The sequence below is a fragment of the Pseudomonas sp. PAMC 26793 genome (assembly GCF_000313235.1).
Lineage (GTDB): Bacteria > Pseudomonadota > Gammaproteobacteria > Pseudomonadales > Pseudomonadaceae > Aquipseudomonas > Aquipseudomonas yamanorum.
Genome location: NZ_AMXG01000010.1, coordinates 18,544 through 39,284, shown reverse-complemented (window position 1 = coordinate 39,284; position 20,741 = coordinate 18,544). Strand labels below are relative to the sequence as shown.

General features: G+C 62.9%; 20 protein-coding genes and 1 riboswitch. Of the genes, 10 read left to right on the top strand and 10 right to left on the bottom strand.

Features of this window, described 5'->3' with window-relative positions; genetic code table 11:
* Positions 1–17 precede the first annotated feature (17 nt).
* Positions 18–695, top strand: coding sequence for a type 1 glutamine amidotransferase domain-containing protein (locus D109_RS0101670; RefSeq protein ID WP_026077713.1), 678 nt, complete (start codon positions 18–20; stop codon positions 693–695).
* A gap of 95 nt (positions 696–790) precedes the next feature.
* Positions 791–1,915: an alkene reductase gene (locus D109_RS0101665; RefSeq protein WP_017475362.1), complete on the top strand. Its 1,125-nt coding sequence runs from the start codon at positions 791–793 to the stop codon at positions 1,913–1,915.
* A 6-nt stretch (positions 1,916–1,921) separates the two neighbouring features.
* On the opposite strand, the gene D109_RS0101660 is transcribed toward D109_RS0101665, so the two are convergent.
* A complete protein-coding gene (locus D109_RS0101660; protein ID WP_017475361.1) occupies positions 1,922–2,527 on the bottom strand; it encodes a glutathione S-transferase in 606 nt (201 codons plus the stop codon).
* Positions 2,528–2,628: 101 nt separating this feature from the next.
* Here D109_RS0101660 and D109_RS0101655 point away from each other — a divergent pair, with 101 nt between their 5' ends.
* Positions 2,629–3,528, top strand: a complete 900-nt coding sequence (locus D109_RS0101655; protein WP_026077712.1) for a LysR substrate-binding domain-containing protein — start codon at positions 2,629–2,631, stop codon at positions 3,526–3,528.
* Between the two features lie 15 nt (positions 3,529–3,543).
* Here the strand turns inward: D109_RS0101655 and D109_RS0101650 are convergent, their stop codons facing one another.
* Entirely contained in the window at positions 3,544–4,542 is a 999-nt protein-coding gene (locus tag D109_RS0101650) for an NAD(P)H-quinone oxidoreductase (protein ID WP_017475359.1), read from the bottom strand.
* Positions 4,543–4,718: 176 nt separating this feature from the next.
* On the opposite strand from D109_RS0101650, the gene D109_RS0101645 reads away from it, so the two are divergent.
* Together D109_RS0101645 and D109_RS0101640 are read left to right on the top strand one after the other, a co-directional pair.
* Entirely contained in the window at positions 4,719–5,594 is an 876-nt protein-coding gene (locus D109_RS0101645) for a LysR family transcriptional regulator (RefSeq protein WP_017475358.1), read from the top strand.
* A gap of 108 nt (positions 5,595–5,702) precedes the next feature.
* Entirely contained in the window at positions 5,703–6,119 is a 417-nt protein-coding gene (locus tag D109_RS0101640; RefSeq protein ID WP_017475357.1) for a DoxX family protein, read from the top strand.
* Between the two features lie 60 nt (positions 6,120–6,179).
* Here D109_RS0101640 and D109_RS0101635 read toward each other — a convergent pair whose 3' ends face one another.
* The 3 genes from D109_RS0101635 to D109_RS0101625 all read right to left on the bottom strand — a co-directional run bounded on the left by D109_RS0101635 (position 6,180) and on the right by D109_RS0101625 (position 9,370).
* Complete coding sequence (locus D109_RS0101635; RefSeq protein WP_017475356.1) at positions 6,180–6,998, bottom strand: alpha/beta fold hydrolase; 819 nt, start codon at positions 6,996–6,998, stop codon at positions 6,180–6,182.
* Between the two features lie 87 nt (positions 6,999–7,085).
* Positions 7,086–8,477 (bottom strand): alginate export family protein, encoded by a 1,392-nt coding sequence (locus D109_RS0101630; protein WP_017475355.1) that lies wholly within the window; start codon positions 8,475–8,477, stop codon positions 7,086–7,088.
* Entirely contained in the window at positions 8,474–9,370 is an 897-nt protein-coding gene (locus tag D109_RS0101625; RefSeq protein ID WP_017475354.1) for a hypothetical protein, read from the bottom strand. The genes D109_RS0101630 and D109_RS0101625 overlap by 4 nt, the downstream gene beginning before the upstream one ends.
* A gap of 150 nt (positions 9,371–9,520) precedes the next feature.
* Between D109_RS0101625 and D109_RS0101620 the strand changes: the two genes are divergently transcribed.
* Positions 9,521–10,588 carry an NAD(P)-dependent alcohol dehydrogenase gene (locus D109_RS0101620; RefSeq protein ID WP_017475353.1) on the top strand — a complete coding sequence of 356 codons (1,068 nt, stop codon included), beginning with the start codon at positions 9,521–9,523 and terminating at the stop codon, positions 10,586–10,588.
* Between the two features lie 144 nt (positions 10,589–10,732).
* Here D109_RS0101620 and mntP read toward each other — a convergent pair whose 3' ends face one another.
* The 4 genes from mntP to D109_RS0101600 all read right to left on the bottom strand — a co-directional run bounded on the left by mntP (position 10,733) and on the right by D109_RS0101600 (position 14,837).
* The gene (gene mntP, locus D109_RS0101615) at positions 10,733–11,296 is read right to left on the bottom strand and encodes a manganese efflux pump MntP (RefSeq protein ID WP_017475352.1); all 564 of its coding nucleotides are present in this window, start codon (positions 11,294–11,296) and stop codon (positions 10,733–10,735) included.
* 10 nt (positions 11,297–11,306) lie between these two features.
* A riboswitch (yybP-ykoY riboswitch) is annotated at positions 11,307–11,473 on the bottom strand.
* Positions 11,474–11,514: 41 nt separating this feature from the next.
* Positions 11,515–12,297, bottom strand: a complete 783-nt coding sequence (gene scpB / locus D109_RS0101610) for a methylmalonyl-CoA decarboxylase (protein ID WP_017475351.1) — start codon at positions 12,295–12,297, stop codon at positions 11,515–11,517.
* Positions 12,294–13,517, bottom strand: coding sequence for a CaiB/BaiF CoA-transferase family protein (locus D109_RS0101605; protein WP_017475350.1), 1,224 nt, complete (start codon positions 13,515–13,517; stop codon positions 12,294–12,296). Before D109_RS0101605 ends, scpB begins: the two co-directional genes overlap by 4 nt.
* An 18-nt stretch (positions 13,518–13,535) precedes the next feature.
* A complete protein-coding gene (locus tag D109_RS0101600; RefSeq protein ID WP_017475349.1) occupies positions 13,536–14,837 on the bottom strand; it encodes an MFS transporter in 1,302 nt (433 codons plus the stop codon).
* A gap of 160 nt (positions 14,838–14,997) precedes the next feature.
* Here D109_RS0101600 and D109_RS0101595 point away from each other — a divergent pair, with 160 nt between their 5' ends.
* Entirely contained in the window at positions 14,998–15,912 is a 915-nt protein-coding gene (locus D109_RS0101595) for a LysR substrate-binding domain-containing protein (RefSeq protein ID WP_017475348.1), read from the top strand.
* Positions 15,913–15,937: 25 nt separating this feature from the next.
* Here the strand turns inward: D109_RS0101595 and D109_RS0101590 are convergent, their stop codons facing one another.
* Positions 15,938–16,510 carry a LuxR C-terminal-related transcriptional regulator gene (locus tag D109_RS0101590; protein WP_017475347.1) on the bottom strand — a complete coding sequence of 191 codons (573 nt, stop codon included), beginning with the start codon at positions 16,508–16,510 and terminating at the stop codon, positions 15,938–15,940.
* A gap of 130 nt (positions 16,511–16,640) precedes the next feature.
* Between D109_RS0101590 and D109_RS0101585 the strand changes: the two genes are divergently transcribed.
* From D109_RS0101585 to D109_RS0101575, 3 genes are read left to right on the top strand one after another with little or no spacing between them, the layout of a single operon-like run.
* A complete protein-coding gene (locus D109_RS0101585) occupies positions 16,641–17,819 on the top strand; it encodes an acetyl-CoA acetyltransferase (protein ID WP_017475346.1) in 1,179 nt (392 codons plus the stop codon).
* 1 nt (position 17,820) lies between these two features.
* A complete protein-coding gene (locus D109_RS0101580) occupies positions 17,821–19,353 on the top strand; it encodes a class I adenylate-forming enzyme family protein (RefSeq protein WP_017475345.1) in 1,533 nt (510 codons plus the stop codon).
* 42 nt (positions 19,354–19,395) lie between these two features.
* Entirely contained in the window at positions 19,396–20,736 is a 1,341-nt protein-coding gene (locus tag D109_RS0101575; protein WP_017475344.1) for an MFS transporter, read from the top strand.
* Positions 20,737–20,741: the final 5 nt, after the last annotated feature.

Genomic DNA, 20,741 nt, shown 5'->3' with positions numbered 1-20,741 from the left:
CCCCGAGGCATTGGCACATGAAAGTATTGATGGTTTTGACTTCTCACGACCAGCTTGGCAACACCGGCCGCAAGACCGGGTTCTGGCTCGAAGAATTTGCTGCTCCCTACTACGCGTTCAAGGACGCCGGGGCCGACGTGACCCTGGCCTCGCCAGCCGGTGGTCAGCCGCCACTGGATCCGGTCAGCGACCTGCCGGATTCGCAAACCGACCAGACCCGCCGCTTCGCCACCGACCCGGCGGCACAGCAGGCCCTGGCCACCACGCTGAAGCTGGACTCGGTCAACGCCGACGACTTCGACACCGTCTTCTACCCAGGCGGCCACGGCCCGCTGTGGGACCTGGCAGAGTCGAAAACCTCCATCGCCCTGATCGAAGCCTTCGAGCGTGCCGGCAAGCCGATTGGCTTTGTGTGCCATGCCCCGGGCGCCTTGCGTCACGTCAAGGCCGTCAACGGCGAACCGCTGGTCAAGGGTCGACGCGTCACCGGCTTCTCCAACTCCGAAGAAGCCGCGGTTGGCCTGACCGACGTAGTGCCGTTCCTGATCGAGGACGATTTCAAGGCACTGGGCGGCAAGTATGAAAAGGGTGCCGATTGGCAGTCCTTTGTGATTGAAGATGGCCTGCTGGTCACCGGGCAGAATCCTGCCAGTTCCAGCGACGTCGCCAAAGCGCTGTTGAAGCTGACCGCGTAACCCGCTAAATCCCCCAAAAGTAAGTGGTTGGCGGCTCCCCTGAGCGGGAGCCGGCCACTTCTGCACGCCCGAAATTCGCTTCTGGAACCCCCATCATGAGTAACAGCGCTTTAGGTACCCCGATCAAACTGGGGCACCACACCCTGAAAAACCGCATCGTCCTGCCGCCACTGACCCGCCAGCGAAGTGCCCAGCCCGGCGATATTGCCACGGACTTGATGGCGCTCTATTACCGCCAGCGCGCCACCGCCGGCTTCATGGTCAGCGAAGGCACGCAGATCGAGCCTCGCGGCCAGGGTTATGCCTGGACTCCGGGCATCTACACGCCGGAGCAAATCGACGGGTGGCGCACCGTGACCGATGCCGTGCATGCCGAAGGCGGTGTGATCTTCGCCCAGCTTTGGCACGTGGGCCGCGTGTCCCATCACGACCTGCAACCTGACGGCGCAGCCCCCATCGCGCCGTCGGCGATCCAGCCGCAGCAAGCCAAGGCATTCGTTGCAACCGGGCCCGGTACCGGTCAGTTGGTGCAGCCACCAGTGCCCCGCGCCTTGACTACCGCAGAGGTCAAGGAGCTGGTGGGGCTGTATGCCCAGGCTGCAAAAAACGCGTTGGCCGCCGGGTTCGATGGCGTGGAGATTCATTCGGCCAACGGCTACCTGGTCAACCAGTTCATCTCGGCGCATTCCAACCAGCGCGACGATGAATACGGCGGCTCGCTGCACAATCGCCTGCGTTTTTTGCGGGAAATCGTCGAGGCGGTGGCCGAAGTGGTCGGCCCGCAACGCCTGGGCGTGCGCTTTGCGCCGTTGTTCAGCGGCACTGACCAGGACCGGGTTTACATCGGCCTGGTCGAGGAAGACCCCCATCACACCTACATCGAAGCGATCAAGGTGCTTGAGGCTTCCGGCATCGCCTACGTGTCCATCGCCGAGGCTGACTGGGACAACGCGCCGGAATTGCCCGAGTCGTTCCGCCGGGCTATGCGCGACACCTTCACCGGTCGCATCATCTACGCCGGCCGCTACACCGCAGAGCGCGGCGTACGACTGGTAGAGGCGGGGCTGGCGGACCTGATTGCATTTGGCCGGCCATACATTGCCAACCCCGACTTGCCTCAGCGCCTGCTCAACGGTTGGCCGCTGAACCCGTTGAACGCTGCCGGCCTGTATGGCGGCACGGAAGTGGGCTTTACCGATTATCCGGTGTACGCCGGGTAAACGCGGCTACTCGGTCGGGTACTTGTGAAACGCCGAATGCTGTTCCGCACGTGCCGCATGGCGCTGCAAGTGCGGGAGCGCATCGGCCTTCACGACGTCGGCTATCTTGAGCTGGGTGAAGGACCAGGCGACCGCCACCGTCAGGCTCGCCTGGTTCAGCGGCGTGTCGCTGTCGCGCTCGGCCACCAGCGTCTCCAATAACGAATAAGCGGCCAGCAGTTGCCCGGTCACACGGTCGATCCACGGCTGGTGAAGTTTTTCGGCAGGTCGCAGGTGATGTTCGTAGACGATCTGCACGGTTTTTTCGCACGCGGCCAGCGCCAGGCCGATCACTTGCAGATCCCGGGCAAGCGCCACTGTTTGCTGGGGCAACAGCTTTTTGTCCGCCGGCGCCAGGGCTTCCAGGTACTCGAGTATCAGGCCGGAATCCATCAGCACCGTCCCGTCGTCGAGCACCAGTGTCGGGGCCTTGACCACCGGGTTGATCCTGGAGAACTCATCGAAGGTACTGAACACCGACAGTGCCTGGTGTTCAAACGCGACACCATAAAGCTCCAGGGAAATTGCCACGCGGCGCACGTAGGGCGAGTCCAGCATGCCGACCAGTTTCATGTAGCCTCCATTTACCGCAGTGTTAAATTCAGATTACTTTATCGGGGGATTCGCCCCCGCAATATCGATCTTTTTTATCACGAAAGGTTAGCCACGCTTACATGAACCCTTTCCCGCCCTTGACCGCATTGCGCAGTTTCGAAGCCACCTCCAGGCTTGGGAGCGTGACCCTGGCCGCCAAGGAATTGCACGTCACCCACTCGGCAATCAGCCAGCAGATCAAGGCGCTGGAGGAGATGGTCGGCCTTACCCTGTTTGTGCGTGAAGGTCGCGGGCTGCGTGTCAGCGAGGATGGCCGCTTGTACGCGCTGCAAATCCGCCAGGCGCTGGCGGACATTGAGCACGCTACCCGCACGATCCAGGCCCAGCCGAAAATGGGCGAACTGGTGGTGGCCGTCATCCCCTCGTTTGCCCGCGCGTGGTTGATCCCCAGGCTGCCGGCGTTTCAGCAGCGTTACCCGGACATCAACATCCGCCTGCAAGCCAGCCTGACGGTTTCCAACCTGCATCAGGAGTCGGTGGATATCGGCATTCGCATGGGCAAAGGCGATTGGGAGGGGGTGGAACAGGCGTTACTGTTTTATGACGAAGTGGTGGTAGTCGCGGCGCCACATTTCAATGGTGGGCATCTGCCGTGCACGCCTGCGCAGATCATCGCAAGCCGGATTATTCACAGCACCGAATCCTGGTTGCCCTGGTGCCAGGCGGCGGGTGTGGAAATGGCCGTGGAGCGCCAAGGCCTGTGCAGCAACGATTCGAACCTGGTGCTGGAGGCGGTGCGGCTGGGGCAGGGCATCGCGCTGGACCGGCGCAGCCTGGTGCAGGACGCCATTGGGCGAGGTGAGTTGGTGCAGTTGAGTGAGATCACCGCACCGTACCCTTATCCGTATTGGCTGGTGTGGCCGCCCCGGGAGCGTGCGGCGAACAAGCAGCGGGAGTTTTCCGAGTGGTTGTTCGCCGAGGCGCAAGCGTATCAGGCCCTGTTGAAACCCCAGGCCTGACCCGCAGCGTTTTTTTCAGTCCACCCGCAACACAATCTTGCCGATATGGTCACCACCTTCCATCCGCGCATGGGCCTTCGCGGCGTCGGTATAGGCATACACCTCATCGATCATCGGCAGGCAACGCCCGGCCGACAGCACCGGCCACACGTGTTCGCGCAGCTGTGCGGCAATCGCGGCTTTTTCTTCCCGGGTGCGCGAGCGCAGCAACGAGCCGGTCACGATCGCGCGCTTGCCGAGGATCGCCAGCAGGTCGATATCCTTGGCGCGTGCGCCGCCCAGGAAGCCCAGCATCACCAGCCGACCCTCCATGGCCAGGGCGCTGATGTTGTTGTTCAGGTAGGAGCCACCCATGATGTCGAGGATCACGTTGACGCCCTCGCCAGCGGTTTTGTCAGCGATGACCTCGGCGAAATCCTGTTCCCGGTAGTTTATCGGCTCGGCCCCCAGTTCGCGGATGGTGGCGCATTTTTCTGCACTGCCGGCGGTGGCGAAGGCTTCGATACCAAACTCGCGGCACAGCATCAGCGCGGTGGTGCCGATGCCGCTGGTGCCGCCGTGGATCAGCACGCGCTGGTCTTTATGCGCGCCGCCGATGCCGAACAGGTTGGCCCACACCGTGAAGAAGGTCTCCGGAATCGCTGCCGCCTGAATCCAGTCCAGCCCCTCGGGAACCGGCAAGGTCTGGCTGGCGGGTACCGCACAGTACTGGGCATACCCGCCGCCATTGGTCAGGGCGCAGACCTTGTCGCCCAATGCGTACTCGCTGACGCCTTCGCCCAGCGCGGCCACCACACCGGCCACTTCCAGCCCGGGGAACGGGCTCATACCGGGTTTCATCGGGTACGTGCCGGCGCGTTGCAGGGCGTCCGGGCGATTGACGCCGGCGGCGTGCACGCGGATCAGTACTTCGCCGGGGCCGGCAACCGGCATGGGCTCCTGGCGCGGTTGCAGAACCTCGGGGCCGCCGGGGCTCGTGATTTCGATCAGGGTCATTTCGTGGGGCAGATTCATGTGAGTGCACCTGTAGCAATGAACGTATGGGTTGGGACCGCGCCCGGTACCGGGCGGTTCAGCAGGCTGGCGATCCTGAGGATTTTCTCTGGCGCCCAGCATATCCGCGATGGGTGATGCAATAATGCTGCGATTACACGTCACGGTGATGCATAAATGCATCAAAGGGGAAAATCATGAACTGGGACGATGCGCGGGTGTTTCTCGCGGTGTGCCGTGAGTCCACATTGCGCGGGGCCGCGCGGGTGCTGGGGGTGGATCAGGCCACGGTGGGGCGACGGGTCAATGCCCTGGAAAAGTCCCTGAACGCAACGTTGTTCCTGCGTACGTCCGAGGGCTACGCGCTGACGGCCGTGGGTGAAGCCGCCTTGCAATCGGTGGAGAAAATGGAGCGCTCGGCCCTCGACCTGGAACGTCAGGTCCAAGGCCTGGACGACCGCCTGACCGGCACCGTGCGGGTGACCACCACCGACTCCCTGGCCATCGACTTCCTGATCCCGGCCATGGCCCGGCTGCATGACGCGCACCCTGACGTAAGCGTGCAGATGGACGCCTCGACCCAGTTCCTTAACCTGGCCAAGCGCGAAGCTGACATCGCCGTGCGAAACACCCGCCCGGACAACCCCGACCTGATCGCCCGGCGCATCGCTCGCTGGCCGGTGGGGCTGTTTGCCTCGCAGGCGTATATCGATCGGCACGGCGCACCGGAGCCGGGCAGCCTGTTCGAAGGACACGACCTGGTGGTGTACCAGCCGCACCTGCAAAGCCAGAAAGACCTGACCCTGGTCTCCGAGCCGTTGGGGCGCGGGCGCATCGTTGCGGCCATGAGTTCCAGCCTGCTGGTGCGCCGGTCCATCGCCGCGGGCCTGGGCATCGGTGAAATTCCGCTGATTTCCGGCGAGCGGGACGGGCTGGTGCGGCTGTGGCCGGAGCGTACGCGACCGTTGCCCTACGACGTGTGGCTGGTGACCCATGCCGACCTGCGGCACACCGCGCGGGTGCGGGTGGTGATCGACGAGATCGTCGCGGGGTTTGCCGGCACGGGTGAGTGAGCTCCCAGGTCAGCACATCGCTGCAATTTCCGAGGCGTCCGTGGCGGCACAATCAGCTCCGGTTCCGGCGTAAAAAACGCCGGTGAACGTCACGGAGACAGGTCGCCTATGAACGCATCACAACGGGAAGAATGGGCACGGGATTTCGGGCTGCTGTTTTTGCGGGTCAGCGGGGGATTGTTCCTGCTGTGGGTCCATGGCCTGCCCAAGCTGCTGGACTATGGCGAACAGTTGAAGGTGATCGAGGATCCCTTCCACCTGGGGGCGAGCGTGACACTGTTGCTGGCGATTTTTGCCGAGGTACTGTGCCCGCTGTTGATCATCGCCGGGGTGCTGGTGCGCCTGGCCTGCTTGCCGATCCTGAGTGTGCTGCTGATTGCCATGCTGGTGGTGCATCCGCAGTGGACGCTGCTCGAAGGGCAGTTTGGCTGGCTGCTGTTGATCATTTTCACCAGCATCCTGATTGTCGGGCCCGGGCGAATAGCGTTCAACCAGCGGTGGGCCGGCGCGCTGCGTTACGCCTGAATAAAAAAGGCCGGGTGCAAGCCCGGCCAAAAGGAGGTGTAGCAGCGTGATGCAGTCGCTTCAGCGCTTCAGGAACGCCAGCAGGTCGGCGTTCAAGGCTTCGGCGTGGGTGACCGCGAAGCCATGTGGCGCATCCTTGTACACTTTCAATTCAGCGTTCTTGATCATCTCGGCAGCCACCTTGCCGGTGGTTTCGAACGGTACGATCTGGTCGCCGTCTCCGTGGATGACCAGGGTCGGTACGTCGATCTTGGCCATGTCTGGACGGAAGTCGGTTTCCGAGAACGCAGTGACGCAATCCACGGTGGACTTGAGCGAGGCGAGCAGGGCGATCTGCAAGCTCTGGGTCAGTACACCGTCGGAGACTTTCTGGCCCTTATTGATGCCGAAGAACGGTGTGTTGAAGTCGGAAATGAACTGCGCGCGGTCCTTCAGTAGGCCGGCCTTGATGCCGTCGAACGTAGAGGTGGGAACGCCTTGCGGATAGTCGTCTTTCTGGCCGAACAGCGGCGTCACCGCCCCCAGCAACACCAGGCCGGCCACGCGCGCGCTGCCATGGCGCGCGATATAGCGGGCGACGTCGCCACCGCCCATGGAAAAGCCCACCAGCGTCACGTCCTGCAGGTCCAGATGGTTGATCAGTTCGGCGATATCGTCGGCGAAGGTGTCGTAGTCGTTACCGGTCCAGGGCTGGTCCGAGCGGCCAAAACCACGGCGGTCAAACGCGATGGTGCGGTAGCCGCGGCTGCTCAGGTATTCCATCTGGTATTCCCACATGTCGGCGTCCAGCGGCCAGCCATGGCTGAACAGCACGGGTTTACCGCTGCCCCAGTCCTTGAAGTAGATTTCGGTACCGTCTTTGGCGAGGAATGTGCTCATGGAAACTCCTTGGGTGAGTACGAAGGCAAAGGCTGACTATTGTCGAACAGGCGCAGGCAGCGCTTGTACGGGTGTGCTTGGTTGGGGTTACCAGCTGAACTTGAGTTCCACCCCCAGGTAATTGCTGTCATGGCCGCCCGCATCCCGCAGCGTCTGGCCGACCGCGTAGTGCACGGCCTCGACGGCGCCGGTGAGGTTGGGGGTAAACCCATAGTCGGTGCGAACTTGAGCGTAGGCGCCGGTCCAGCGTTCACCCTGGCCTGCGGTGCCGGCCACCGGCAGGTTGGGCTGAGTGTAGACCGCGTCTGCGGTGGTTTGCCGCCAGAGCAGGCCCACGGCGGTCTGAACGCTGAGCTTGGCGATGGGCTTGACGGTGATCGACGACTTGACGTGAATCAGGTTGCTGTACCCCGTATAACCCGCCAGGGAAAAGTAGTAGCCATTGGGGAACAGCGGGTTGAACGTCCCCACCGTGCCGTCACCGGCGTGGCGGTCCCCCGAGGCGATATCCATTTGCAGTCCCAGGCGCGGGGTCCAGGCCAGGTTGTCGAAGGTGTAGCCCACGCGGCTGCCGCCACCCCAGGCGCGAATATCCTTGTGGCCCACCGAGCCACCTTGCAGCATGGCTTCGATGTCCCAATCGAACCCCAGGGCAGCGCCCCCCAGCCGGGCGTCGAACAACTGGCGTTTCTCATCGCCGTCGCCGTCCAGGTAGTGGGCATCGCTGCGCTCATACACCCCGTAATAGGCCGACAGCTCATTCTTGCCACCCACCAGCCGCTCGACCCGCAGCAGGTGAAACTGCACGTCAGCGTTGGATTTATCGTCGAAGTGCCGCTCGTCCTGGTACTGCACCGGGTGGCTGGCGATCCCGATAAAACGCCAGTTCGAGGTTTCCCAGTCAGCCCATAGCGCATCAAAGGACTGGCGCACGTTCGGCCCGTCCCGCGAGGAGATGAAGCGCTGCAAGTCGAAGGCAAAGTCCTGCCGACCGACGCGGCCCTTGAACGTACCGGTACTGAAGGTGTTGATGTATTCGGCAAAGGCCAGGCGCAGGTCGACCCGGTTCTGGTCGGCGCCGCCGATCGTCGTCTTGTCATAGGCCCGCGCATCCTCCAGCTGGGTAAACACCCGCCAGTTTTCATCCAGATGCAGGTCGGCGTGTACCTGGAAACGCTGGATCAGGTACTGGTCACGGGCCACGTTCTTCGCGCCGAAACCGGCGGCGTCGTTCATCTCGAAGCGCTCACGCAAGGTCGCGCCCAGGGACAGGTAAGTGAACGGGTTGGCACTGGACAGCGGGATGTACTTCAGGCTGTCCAGGGGTTGGGTGCGCAGCGTCGGGTCCTTGAGCACGGACCAGTCTTCCTGCCAGCGGTTGGCTTTGATGTCCGGCCGCGTCGGCTGATCGTCAGCGTGGGCGCTGCCGGCCAGCAACGGCCACAGCACCGCCAGGCCCCAGCCTGTGCCGCGGATCATTTTGCGCCGCTGAGCTGGTGAATCTCCGCGACGTAACCGCCCGGGAATTCCACCAGCGCGCTGCGCCGGCCCTTAGTGTCAAACGCCGGGACCAGCACCTTGGCGCCGGAACCAGTGGCTTTGCCCAGCGTGTCGGTCAGGTCGGCCACCTGATAGCCGGTGGTTTCATGGCCGAAGGGGTAGGGCAGGTGACCGTTGGTGACCAGCACCGCCATGCGTCCGAACGGCGACTCGATATCGACGCGGCGATAACTGCCGCTGGCCTGGCCGATCTCCACCGCCGGGGCATGCTTGTCATCGGCCAGGACCTTGCCGTGAGAAAATCCGACGAAAGACTTGATGAACGTGTCGGCGCGGTCGCTGGAGACATACACGCGGTTCTCCGGAACGGTCTGGAACGCCGCGTAATCCGGGGCCTTGGTGTGCCAGTAGAGCTGCATATTCACGCCGCCCGGCCACTGGATCACCGCATCACGGCCGATGGGGTCGGGAAAATCACTGACAATCACCGCCGCGCCGTTTTCCCGGGCCGCCTTGAGTGCAACGTCCATGTCCTTGACCAGGTAGCCGTTGCGCTCCAGGCCGAACGGGTGCGGGACAGGTGTGGTGAAGCCGAACAGCGACACCGTGCCCGCCGGTGTCTGCAGGAGTTGCGAGGTGGTGCTGCTGGGCACCGGCAGGACATTCACCACCACCTGGGGCGTGCTTTTGCCGCCGAATGTGGCGAGAAAACTCTGGGCAAAGCGGTCCACGTCAGCCGGGGCGACGTAGACGTGACTGGTGTCGTATTGCGGCGCCACGGCCACATTCGGTGTTGCCGCCAACGCGCTGCCCATCATCTGCGCGCCCAACAGCGTCAAGGCCAGGGATATCGTCGTCACTTTCTTGCACATGCCCATTCTCCAGCACTTTTCAGCGTGATCGAAAAGTCGCCAGCTTAGGGGCCGGGCTGCCGTGCGGATTGTATGGGCGTGCTCGGTTGAACGGTTCAGCGTCTATGCTGGTCAACTGACTTCAACCGTCTGAACAAACAGGTGAACGAAATGGCCAAGACTTACAGCTACGCCGCTCGTGACTCCAAGGACTCACTCAAACCCTTCACATTCGAACGTCGCGCCCCCGGGGCCGATGACGTGCAGATCGACATTCTCTATTGCGGCGTCTGCCACTCGGACCTGCACACCGTACGCGACGAATGGCACAACACCCTGTACCCATCGGTGCCGGGCCATGAAATCGTTGGCCGAGTGACCGCCGTGGGCGCCAATGTCAGCAAGTTCAAGGTGGGCGACCTGGCCGGCGTCGGCTGCATGGTCGACAGTTGCCAACACTGCGAATCCTGCGTCGAGGGCGAAGAGCAGTACTGTGAAAACGGCTTCACCGGCACTTACAACGGCCCGGTGTTTGGCGGCGAAAACACCTTCGGCGGCTACTCGGACACTATCGTGGTCAAGGAGAAGTTCGTCCTGCGCATCTCCCACGACGAGAGCAACCTGGCGGCGGTCGCGCCGCTGCTGTGTGCAGGCATTACCACCTACTCACCGCTGCACCACTGGAAGGTCGGGCCGGGCAAGCGCGTCGGCGTCGTCGGCCTGGGTGGCCTGGGGCATATGGCGGTGAAAATCGCCCACGCCATGGGCGCCTACGTGGTGCTGTTCACGACCTCGCCGAACAAGCGCGAAGGCGGCCTGCGCCTGGGTGCCGACGAAGTAGTGGTGTCGAAAAACCCGGATGAAATGGCCAAGGTTGCCAACTCCCTGGACTTCATCCTCAACACCGTGGCCGCGTCCCACAACCTCGATGCCTTCCTCAACCTGCTCAAGCGCGACGGCACCATGACCCTGGTAGGCGCGCCGGACAGCCCACACCCGTCACCGACGGTGTTCAACCTGATCTTCAAGCGCCGCAGCCTGGCCGGATCGTTGATCGGCGGCATCCAGGAAACCCAGGACATGCTGGATTTCTGCGCCAGGCACGGGATCGTCTCGGACATTGAGATGATCGACATCCAGAGCATCAATGAAGCCTACGAGCGCATGCTCAAGGGCGATGTGAAGTATCGGTTTGTGATCGACATCGAGAGCCTGAAGAAAGAAAAACACGCGGCCTGATTGATCGCCGCAGATCCCCTGTGGGAGCGCGCTTGTGCGGGAGCGGGCTTGCTCGCGAAATCGGTGGTTCAGCTGGCATATTCAGCGACTGACACACCGCCTTCGCGAGCAAGCCCGCTCCCACATTTTGATCTTCGCCAGTGTCTAGACCGACAGGTGCTCATACAAAATCGTCGCACCCACCAGCATCAGCACCACGCCGCCGACCATCTCGGCGCGCTTGCCCACCACCGTCCCCAGCACCCGGCCGAGCATCATGCCGATGGTCACCATGGTCATGGTCGCCAAGCCGATCGACGCAGCGGCCACCAGAATATTCACGTCAACAAACGCCAGGCCCACACCGACCGCCAGGGCATCAATGCTGGTGGCAAACGCCGTTACGGCAAGAATCATGAACGAGTGCTGGCTCGGTTTCTCTTCTTCTGGATCATCGGCTTTCAAGCCGTTGTAGATCATGTGCAGGCCCAAGGCTACCAGCAGGGTAAAGGCGATCCAGTGGTCCCACTGTTCCACCCAGCGGGTGGCCGCCTGGCCGATAGCCCAGCCGATGATCGGCGTGATGGCTTCAATCACACCAAAGATCAGACCGGCCCGCAGGGCTTCGGTCAAACGGGGTTTGTGCAGGCTGGAACCTTTGCCGATGGCCGCCGCAAAGGCGTCCGTGGACATGGCAAGGGCGAGAAGGATGAGGGAAATGGGGTTCACGGTAAGACTTCCAGTCGGGCTATATGAGTCAACGACACAACCACACGCCCGACTTTAGGCATGGATGTGTCGCTGGTCTCACCAACCAAAATGGTGTTCGCACCACGGCATGTTGCCGAGAATGTTGATACGAACGCTTCGAGAATCCGAAGCAGGCTACTCCCCAACGAGGTGGCGGATCATAGCCGCGCAAACATGAAAATTTTGTTAATAACGCATCAGCGCCCCTCAAACACCGGCGGTCGCCGTTCGGCAAACGCCGCCAACCCTTCGCCGAAGTCGGCACTCTCACAGGCCTGGCGTCGCAGTTCGGCGATCTGCTCCATGGCCTGTACCGGCATTGGTTGCAGGTCTTCGAGGATACGCAGTTGCTCCTTCACTGCCTGGATTGCCAACGGTGCCTTGGCGGCAATGCCCCGGGCGATCTCCAGAGCGGTGGCTTCCAGGGCGTCGGTGGCCACCAAGCGGTTGATCACGCCGAAGCGTTCGGCGCGTTCGGCGTCGAGCTTCTGGGCGCAGAAGAACATTTCCTTGAGCACGTGAATCGGCAGGTTGTTGAAGAACCGCAGCAGGCCGCTGGTGGTGTAGGGCAGGCCGATATTGGCCGGGGTCATGGCGAAGCTGGCGTTGTGGTCGGCGACCACCATATCGCAGCTCATGGCCAGGTCCACGGCGCCGCCCCAGGCTGAGCCCGAGATCGCCGCGATCACCACGCCGGGGTAGGCGCGGATGCGCCGCAGCACTTGCTCCAGCGGCTTGCCGTAGGCCACCGGGTCGCGGTCGTGCGCCACTTCGCCGATGTCGTGGCCGGCGCTCCACACCGAATGGCCCACCTCAGCGCCGAGGATCACCACGCCGACGCCCTGGGCGGCGAGGGCGACCAGGCTTTCGTCGAGACCGTTGAGCAGTTGCGCGCTGAGGGCATTGCGCTGGCTGGGGTTGCTGAACACCAGGCGGGCGATACGCTTGTCGAGCAGTGTGAGGGAAACGTTAACGGTCATGGTGCGACTCCTGTGGCGTGTTCGGGGTGCGTGGCTTGCAAGATGACATGGGAGTTGAGCAAGGCCTGGATCGAGGCCGGGTCGAAACCGGCTTGCTGGAGGATTTCGACACTGTGCTCCCCAAGCAGCGGCGGGGGGCGTTGCAGCTCGGTCGGCGCGGCGTCGCTGAAGATCGGCGTGACGACCTGGCGCAATGCACCCAGGTTGGGATGGTTCAGGGTGCGGGTCAACTGGCTGTGCAGCACCTGCGGGTCGGCGAACACTTCGTCGAGGGTGTTGATCGGGCCGGCAGGCAATCCGGCGGCGATAAAGCGTTCGGTCCAGTCACGCTTGCCGCGGGTTTTCAGGCGGGTTTCCAGGATCGCTTTCAACTCATCCCGGCGTTCCACCCGGGCTTCGTTGCTGGCGAAGCGCGGGTCGTCCGGCAGCTCGGGCAGGTCCAGCAACACGCACAACCGGCCCCACATCGCCGAGGTGATCGGCGCCAGGTTCAACGGGCCATCCAGGGTCTGGAACACGCCGTAGGGTGCAATCACCGCATGGGCATTGCCGGTGCGCCGAGGCACATCGCCCAGGCTCAGGTAACGCTGGCCGTGCACACTCAGCAGGCCCACCAGGCTGGCCAGCAGCGACGTGTTGACGTGCTGGCCGCGCCCGGTGCGCTCGCGTTCCAGCAGTGCCGCCAGCACCGCACTCACCAGCCACATGCCCGAAGTCAGGTCGCCGATGGCGGTGCCGGTACGGGTCGGGTCGCCCTCGTTGAAACCCGTCAGGCTCATCAGCCCGGAATAGCCTTGGGCAATCTGGTCGAATCCCGGCCAACTGCTCATCGGCCCGTCGCTGCCAAACGCGTTGATACTGCCCAGGATCAGCCTTGGATTACGCGCGCTGAGCACCTCATAACCCAGGCCCATGCTCTCCAGGGTGCCGGGCTTGAAGTTCTCGATGACCACGTCGGCGTCGTCGATCAACTGCTGGATCGTGTCCAGGCCCTTGGGGTTGCGATAGTCCACGCACAGGCCACGCTTGTTGCGGTTGCACGAGAGGTAGTAGGTGCTGGTACCCCGGTCGAACGGGCCCCAGGTCCGGCTCATGTCGCCGGCCGGCCCGGGCTCTACCTTGATCACATCGGCGCCCAGATCCGCCAGCACCATGGTGCAGAACGGTCCCGAGAGGGCGCGACTGAGGTCGATGATCTTGATGCCTTGCAACGCTTGCATGGACTTCTCCAGTCGGGGTTATTGCGGCAATGTCTGATGACGGGTTTCGACGGCAAACGGCAGGATCAGCACGCCCAGTACAAAGGCTGCGGCGGTCCAGGCAATCGGCGCGCCGATGGAGCCATACCAATGAATGGCGGCGGCCAGCAGGAAGTTGACGCCGGCGCCGATGAAACGCCCCACCGACGCGTTGAAGGCAAATGCGGTGGCGCGGATCCGGGTGGGATATTGTTCCGGCAACCACAGGGAAAAGATCGCGAAATTGCCGCCGAAAAAGCCGAGGAAGACCAGCGACACCATGAACAGGTGCAGGCCATCGTCCAGGTAAAACACCCAGCCAAAAGCAAAGATGATCGACGCCGCCATGCCGCTGAAATAAATCCCCAGGGCCATTCGCCGACCGAGTTGTTCGGCCAACCAGGGCGCTACCAGGCAACCGAGAATGGTGCTCAGGGACAGCACCGCCGCGCCAATCGACGCCAGGTGCACGGCGCCCACGTGGTCGATACCGGCGCGGGTCGCCAGGGTGACCACGGCGGTGGCTTCATACACGGAACCGGCCCATAGACCGACAATTGCCACCCCGACCAAGGCCGAGCTGGTCAAGGTGCGACGGCGAAAGGCCGGGGCGAAAATTTCCCACCAGGGCGCAGATGCACCTGCCTTGGGTGTGCTGCGCACGGCTTGCGGCTCCTTGACCTTCAGCGCGGTGTAGATCGCCACGACCGCCGGAAACAGCCCGCACAAGAACATCACGCGCCAGCCGTAAGTGGCGCCGACGGTGTAATTGAGCAGCGCGGCGATGAAAAAGCCCAGGTAGTAACCAGTTTGCAGATACCCGGCGCCCATCTTGCGCCGGTCCTCGGGCCAGCTCTCGGCCACGTAGGTGCCCGCCAGCGCCCACTCACCGCCGACGCCAATCCCGGCGATCAAGCGGAAAATCGCCAGTTGCCAGATGTTGTCGGAGAAGGCTGCCGCACCGGTAAAAATCGAGTACACCAGGATGCTCGCGGCCAGCACCTTGACCCGTCCGAAGCGGTCGGCCAGCGGGCCCCAGATAAACGACAAGCCCCAGCCCACCAGGAACAGGCCGAACATGATCGAGCCATACATGGCGATGTTCGCCGCCGTGGGGGCGAGCCCGGAATTGGGCAGCAACTCGGTCAGGGCGGGGATCAGCACCAGGGCGAAGATCACCGAATCCACACCATCCAGGACCCAGCCCAGGTACACCGCCCAGAAGCCACGAATCTGCTCGCGGGACAGCGGTGTTTTGTGGGGTTTTACCCTCGTTGCCGATGCGGTTAACGCTTTGGACATGACGACCTCCCATTGACCCTGATCGGGCCTATAGAAGCGCGGCGAGGCGCTTCGTTTATTGTGAAATCAATCTATGCCGGTCCTACATAAGTAACAAATATGAAATTCCTTTGGTCCCATCGGATTTTTATATAGAGTCGATTTTTTTGGGGAGGCTCCCATGGACCTGCGCCAGTTGCGCTACTTCGTCAAAGTGGTCGAGTGCGCCAACATCACCCGCGCCAGCGAGGCGCTGCACATCGCCCAGCCCGCCATCAGCCAGCAGATGCGTAACCTGGAGCGGGACATGGACATGCAACTGCTCGAGCGCAGCGTGCAGGGCGTGGTGCCCACCGCCGCGGGCCAGACGTTGTACCGGCATGCCATCGAGCTGTTGCGCCAGGCCGACGGCACCCGCGAACTGCTGCGCCAGGACGCCGAATACCCCCAGGGCAAGGTCTCGGTCGGCATGCCATCGAGTACCGCACGGATGCTCGCGATTCCCCTGGCACGCACCATCCGCAGCCGCTATCCGGGGATCAAGCTGGAACTGATCGACGCTCCCAGCGCCGACCTGGGTGGGCTGATTACCGTGGGGCGGGTGGCGATGGCGGTGATTGTCGACGGGGTGCCGACCCGGAGCGTGGCGTCCCGACGCTTGCTCACCGAAACCCTGTACCTGGTGGCGTGGCCGGAGTTTGCCCTGGCGGACATGCCCGTCAGCATCGAGGCGCTGGCGAATATGCCGCTGGTGCTGCCGTGTGCGCCCAACACCATTCGCAGTCGCGTAGAGGCCGCCATGCAGGAAGCCGGGTTGCCGTTTGAGGTGGAGTTCGAAGCCAACTCCACCAACCTGTTGTTCTCGGCGGTGCAGGCGCGGTTGGGGGTGACGATTTTGCCGTGGGCGGCGGCCCATGTTGAGCTGGAGCAGCAGCAACTCAAGCTGGCGCGGATCGATCACCGGTTGTTCACCCGTGAACTGTCCCTGTGCTGGCCGGACACGGCGGTGCAGAGCAACGCGGTGCAGAAAGTCAGGGAGACGATCCTGGAGTTGTTCGAGGAGTTTGAACGCCAGCCGGTGTGGGCGGCGGGGTAATCCTCTGTGGTTCAAGCCAGGTGCTTCAGCCCACCCGGATAATTTTCGATACCAGCTCGACAATGGTCTTCGCCTGCAACTTTTTCATCAGGCGTGCCCGGTGAACCTCCACGGTGCGGTGGGAGATGCCCAGGCGCTGGGCGATTTCCTTGGACTTGAGCCCGTTGACGATGTGCATGGCGATTTCCCGCTCCCGGGGCGTCAGGTCGTCCGTGCCCTGGTGGGTACGGTTGAGGCGCTCGAAGTGCCAGACCATCAGCTTGAAAGGGTCGTGCGGGGTCAACGTGTAGCCGTGGGACCTGGCCCAAAACACTTCGCCGCTGCGGTGCTGCATGAAGCGCTCATCGGAGTAGGAGCCGTTCTTGCTGTCGAGCAACCAGTCATGGCTGCGCTTGCCGATGGCGTGATAGTCGGCCTGGGAGGGGTAGATCAACAGGGTCAACTGGTTGAGCAGTGCTTCACGCGGGTAGCCGAACAGCTGCAGGAAGGCTTCATTGCAATCGAGTATCACCCGGTGGCTGGTGATCAGTTGTGGGGCCGGGGACACTCTGAACGCCAGGCGTTCGATGTCTTGGAGTTGGTGTGCGAAAACGCTCATCGGGCATCCTGCCTCAGGGGGTATCCGGCCCACGCTACTTATCCATGTAAGTAGTTGCACGAACTGGCAAGGGGGCTGTTCGGTGGGTCATTCTAAGGAATGTCCGCACCAAGCACAGAAGAAAATACACATGCCCGTTGATTGCGTTTCGATTGTTGCCGCTGGCCACTCACGGTTTGGCCGCCTGGAAGGCTCTACCCTGGAAGACTTGATCGTTCAGGTCACCCGCGAAGCCCTGGCGGATGCCGCCCTTGATGCGTCGGAAATCGACGCGTTGTTTCTCGGGCATTTCAACGCGGGGATGGTGCCCGACGGTTTCGCCGCCTCGTTGCTGCTGCAAGCCGACCCGGGATTTCGTTTCACGCCTGCCAGCCGTTGTGAAAATGCCTGCGCATCCGGTTCGGCAGCGATTCAGGCGGGGGTCAATGCCATCCTGTCCGGCAGCGCCGAACTGGTGCTGGTGGTGGGGGCCGAAAAAATGACCCACAACACCACCGCGCAGGTGACCCACGCGCTGGCCGGCGCCGGCTATCAGAATGATCCGGCCGAGGCGGGCCTGAGTTTTCCGCAACTGTTCGGCATGGCGGCGCGCCAATACGCCGAGCGCTACCATTGCCCGCTGTCATCCATGGCGGCCATCGCCACCAAGAACCACTCCAATGCCATGGCCAACCCCTTGGCGCAGATGCACCGGGTGATGGATTTCGAATACTGCAACAACGTCTCCCAGGGCAATCCGCTGGTGGCGCCGTCGTTGCGCCTGACGGACTGCTCGCTGATCAGCGACGGCGCTGCGGCCATTATCCTGGCCTCGCCCCAGCGGGCCCGGGCGTTTCGTCGTGATGTGCAGATCAGGGCAATGACCCAAGTGAACGACTTTCTGCCGATCGCCCAGCGCGACATCCTGGCGTTTGAGGGCCCGCAGCGGGCGATCCACTCGGCGTTGCGTGGGGCCAATGTAACCCTGGCAGACCTGAGTTTTGCCGAGGTGCATGACTGCTTTACCATCGCCGAGTTGCTGATCTACGAAGCCATGGGCCTTGCGCCCAAGGGCGAAGGGCATCGTGCCCTGGATAACGGCTCCGTGCGGGCGGGAGGGCGTTTGCCGGTGAACCTGTCCGGCGGGCTCAAGGCCAAGGGGCATCCGGTAGGCGCCACGGGCGTGTCGATGCATGCTCTGGCATTTCGGCAACTGACGGGGGAGGCAATCGGCCTGTCGGTGCCCAATCCCGAGTTCGGCCTGGTGTTCAACATGGGCGGAATGGCCGTGGCCAACTACGCCTCGGTGCTGCAAGCACGGCGGTACTGAGATGAATATTGCCAACTGGCTGCACGACACCCAACGTCGCGATCCGCAACGACCTGCGTTGTTCGAAGGGACTCGCCAGGTGGCGGACTATGGGACCTTCGCGGCACGGGTGCGGCAACGCGCTGCCGCCTTGGTCGACCAGCACGGCCTGGTGCCCGGCGATCATGTGGCGCTGCTGATGAAGAATTGCTGCGAGTACCTGGAACTGCTCTACGCCATCTGGTGGATCGGCGGTGTAGCAGTGCCGATCAACAGCAAATTGCACCCGGCGGAAGCGGCCTGGATTACCGATAACGCCCAGGCGCGATTGATCTTTACCGACGGTGGCCAGGTGTTTGCGCACGGGGCTTTGCCTGAAGGCTGTAGCGAGTGGGATGGGCGTGTCTTGCCGACCGCGCTCGCCGGCCCGTCGCTGGATCAGCCTTGCCGCCGCGAGGATCAGGACCTGGCGTGGCTGTTCTACACCTCCGGCACCACCGGGCGTTCCAAGGGGGTGATGCTGTGTCACGGCAATCTGATCGCCATGTCGCTGTGTTACCCCACAGATGTTGACCCGGTCAGCGGCGATGACGCGGTGGTGTACGCCGCGCCGATGTCCCATGGAGCCGGGCTCTACAACTTTATCCATGTGCGCTGCGGGGCACGGCACGTGGTCCCTGGGTCCCGTGGTTTCGACGCTGGCGAGTTGTTCGGGCTGGCTGCCGGACTGGGCAATGTCTCGCTGTTTGCCGCGCCCACCATGGTCAAGCGGATGGTGGAACAGGCGCGGCGCGAGGGCTATGGCGGGGAAGGGATCAAGACCATCGTCTACGGTGGTGGCCCGATGTACCTGGCGGACCTGCAAGAGGCCGTCGACACGTTCGGCCCGCGCCTGGTGCAGATCTACGGCCAGGGCGAAACCCCGATGACCATCAGCGTGCTGCCCCGCGCACTGATCGCCGACCGGCAGCGCCCGGACTGGGCAACCCTGGCGGCCTCCGTTGGCCAGGCGCAGTCCTGTATGGAAATCCGCATCCTGGACGCCGATCACCAGCCCCTGCCGGCGGGGCAGCGCGGTGAAATTGCCGTGCGTGGCGCGACCGTCATGCAGGGTTACTGGCGCAACGAAGCGGCCTCCCGCCAGGCCCTGGTGGATGGCTGGCTCTTGACCGGCGACATCGGTTTTCTCGATTCGGCCGGCTACCTGACCCTCACGGATCGCTCCAAGGACGTCATCATTACCGGTGGCAGCAACGTCTACCCCCGTGAAGTGGAAGAGGTTTTGGCCCAGCATCCCGATGTGTTTGAAGTGTGCGTGGTGGGCGAGCCCGATGCGCAGTGGGGCGAGTCGGTGGTAGCTTTTGTGGTGACCCGCGGCGCGCAAACCCTCGATGAAAAGCTACTGGGTGCCTGGTTTATCGAGCGCATGGCTTCGTTCAAAAAGCCCAGGAAATACGTGTTTCGCGACGAACTTCCCAAGAACAGTTACGGCAAGATCCTCAAGACCGACTTGCGGGCGTGGCTGAAACAGCAGAGCATCACCGCCGCTCACTGACCCCGCTTTTCATGGATAGACATCAGACAAGGAGTCCCATCGATGGGCATTCAACAGCAAGACACGGCCCGCAAGCGGCGCCGTGCGTTTCTCGGTGCCACTTCCGGTCACTTGATCGAGTGGTACGACTACGGCGTCTACGGCTTTCTGGCGGTCTACATCGGCCAGGCGTTTTTTGTCTCCGACGACCCCACCACCAGCCTGCTGGCGAGCTTTGCGGCATTTGCCCTGAGCTTCTTCATCCGGCCTCTGGGCGGGCTTTTTTTCGGCCCGCTGGCGGACAAGATCGGTCGACGCAAAACCCTGATCATGGCCCTGGTGATGATGACCGGCTCGACCTGCCTGCTGGGGCTGTTGCCGACTTACGCGACCCTGGGCATCGCCGCGCCGGTGTTGCTGATCCTGGTGCGTTGCGTGCAGGGCTTCTCAGCCGGCGGCGAGATTGGCACTGTCACCAGCTTTATCTCTGAATACGCCGGTCCCGGCCGCCGCGGGTTTGCCACTTGCTGGCTGATGGTCACGGCGGTGCTCGGCCTGTTGCTCGGCGGTGCGGTCGCCAATGGCATGACCTGGATCCTGGGCGCTGATTTGATGCAGGAATGGGCATGGCGCATTCCCTTTCTGATCGCTGCGCCACTGGGCATGATCTCCATGTACATCCGCCTGAAGCTGGAAGACAGCCCCGAGTTCCTGGCCCTGCAACGCGCCGGTGAAACCTCCAAGGCGCCCCTGCGTGAAGTCTGGCAGTGGAAGCGGGCGATCGCCCTGGTGTTCTTCATCATCACCCTGCACAGCTCGATCTTTTACCTCGTGCTGACCTTCGCCTCGACCTACATGTCGAAAATCCTCAAGTTCGACAGCGGCACCACTTTGCTCTACGTCTTCGTCGCCAGCTTCTCGGCGGCATTCGTGATGCCGTTTGGTGGTGCCTTCACCGACAAATACGGGCGCAAACCGTTCTTGCTGGTGATCGGCACGCTGGCCACCCTGGCCATGTTCTGGATGTTCAAATCGGCGCCCACGGCCACGCCGGCCTCGTTCTTCTGGCCGCTGATGGCGGTGGCGATTCTGTTCGGGCTGTATGCCTCGTCGACGTACGCGTTGATGAGCGAGCTGCTGCCCACGCGCATTCGCTCCACCGGGATCGCGGTGGCGTACAACATCCCGGTGGCGGTGTTCGGCGGCAGTGCGCCGCTGATCTCCACCTGGCTGATCAAGGTCACCGGCGACATCACGTCACCCTGGTACTTTTATGTGGCGACCGGGGCGGTGTCGTTGATTGCATTGGTGGTGCTGCGCAAAGAGGATTTTGTCGCCAGCGGCAGTCCAGCCGCAGTCCCCAGTGTCGCGTCGGCAACACTGGGGATGGAACCTACACCCTGAAGCCT

Coding starts and splice junctions, on each gene's coding strand:
- D109_RS0101575 (WP_017475344.1), top strand. CDS start 19,396: ATGGGCATTCAACAGCAAGACACGGCCCGCAAGCGGCGCCGTGCGTTT.
- D109_RS0101650 (WP_017475359.1), bottom strand. CDS start 4,542: ATGAATCTGCCCCACGAAATGACCCTGATCGAAATCACGAGCCCCGGC.
- D109_RS0101655 (WP_026077712.1), top strand. CDS start 2,629: ATGAACCCTTTCCCGCCCTTGACCGCATTGCGCAGTTTCGAAGCCACC.
- D109_RS0101635 (WP_017475356.1), bottom strand. CDS start 6,998: ATGAGCACATTCCTCGCCAAAGACGGTACCGAAATCTACTTCAAGGAC.
- D109_RS0101665 (WP_017475362.1), top strand. CDS start 791: ATGAGTAACAGCGCTTTAGGTACCCCGATCAAACTGGGGCACCACACC.
- D109_RS0101620 (WP_017475353.1), top strand. CDS start 9,521: ATGGCCAAGACTTACAGCTACGCCGCTCGTGACTCCAAGGACTCACTC.
- D109_RS0101585 (WP_017475346.1), top strand. CDS start 16,641: ATGCCCGTTGATTGCGTTTCGATTGTTGCCGCTGGCCACTCACGGTTT.
- D109_RS0101605 (WP_017475350.1), bottom strand. CDS start 13,517: ATGCAAGCGTTGCAAGGCATCAAGATCATCGACCTCAGTCGCGCCCTC.
- D109_RS0101645 (WP_017475358.1), top strand. CDS start 4,719: ATGAACTGGGACGATGCGCGGGTGTTTCTCGCGGTGTGCCGTGAGTCC.
- D109_RS0101590 (WP_017475347.1), bottom strand. CDS start 16,510: ATGAGCGTTTTCGCACACCAACTCCAAGACATCGAACGCCTGGCGTTC.
- D109_RS0101640 (WP_017475357.1), top strand. CDS start 5,703: ATGAACGCATCACAACGGGAAGAATGGGCACGGGATTTCGGGCTGCTG.
- D109_RS0101660 (WP_017475361.1), bottom strand. CDS start 2,527: ATGAAACTGGTCGGCATGCTGGACTCGCCCTACGTGCGCCGCGTGGCA.
- D109_RS0101625 (WP_017475354.1), bottom strand. CDS start 9,370: ATGTGCAAGAAAGTGACGACGATATCCCTGGCCTTGACGCTGTTGGGC.
- D109_RS0101580 (WP_017475345.1), top strand. CDS start 17,821: ATGAATATTGCCAACTGGCTGCACGACACCCAACGTCGCGATCCGCAA.
- D109_RS0101595 (WP_017475348.1), top strand. CDS start 14,998: ATGGACCTGCGCCAGTTGCGCTACTTCGTCAAAGTGGTCGAGTGCGCC.
- D109_RS0101670 (WP_026077713.1), top strand. CDS start 18: ATGAAAGTATTGATGGTTTTGACTTCTCACGACCAGCTTGGCAACACC.
- scpB (WP_017475351.1), bottom strand. CDS start 12,297: ATGACCGTTAACGTTTCCCTCACACTGCTCGACAAGCGTATCGCCCGC.
- D109_RS0101600 (WP_017475349.1), bottom strand. CDS start 14,837: ATGTCCAAAGCGTTAACCGCATCGGCAACGAGGGTAAAACCCCACAAA.
- D109_RS0101630 (WP_017475355.1), bottom strand. CDS start 8,477: ATGATCCGCGGCACAGGCTGGGGCCTGGCGGTGCTGTGGCCGTTGCTG.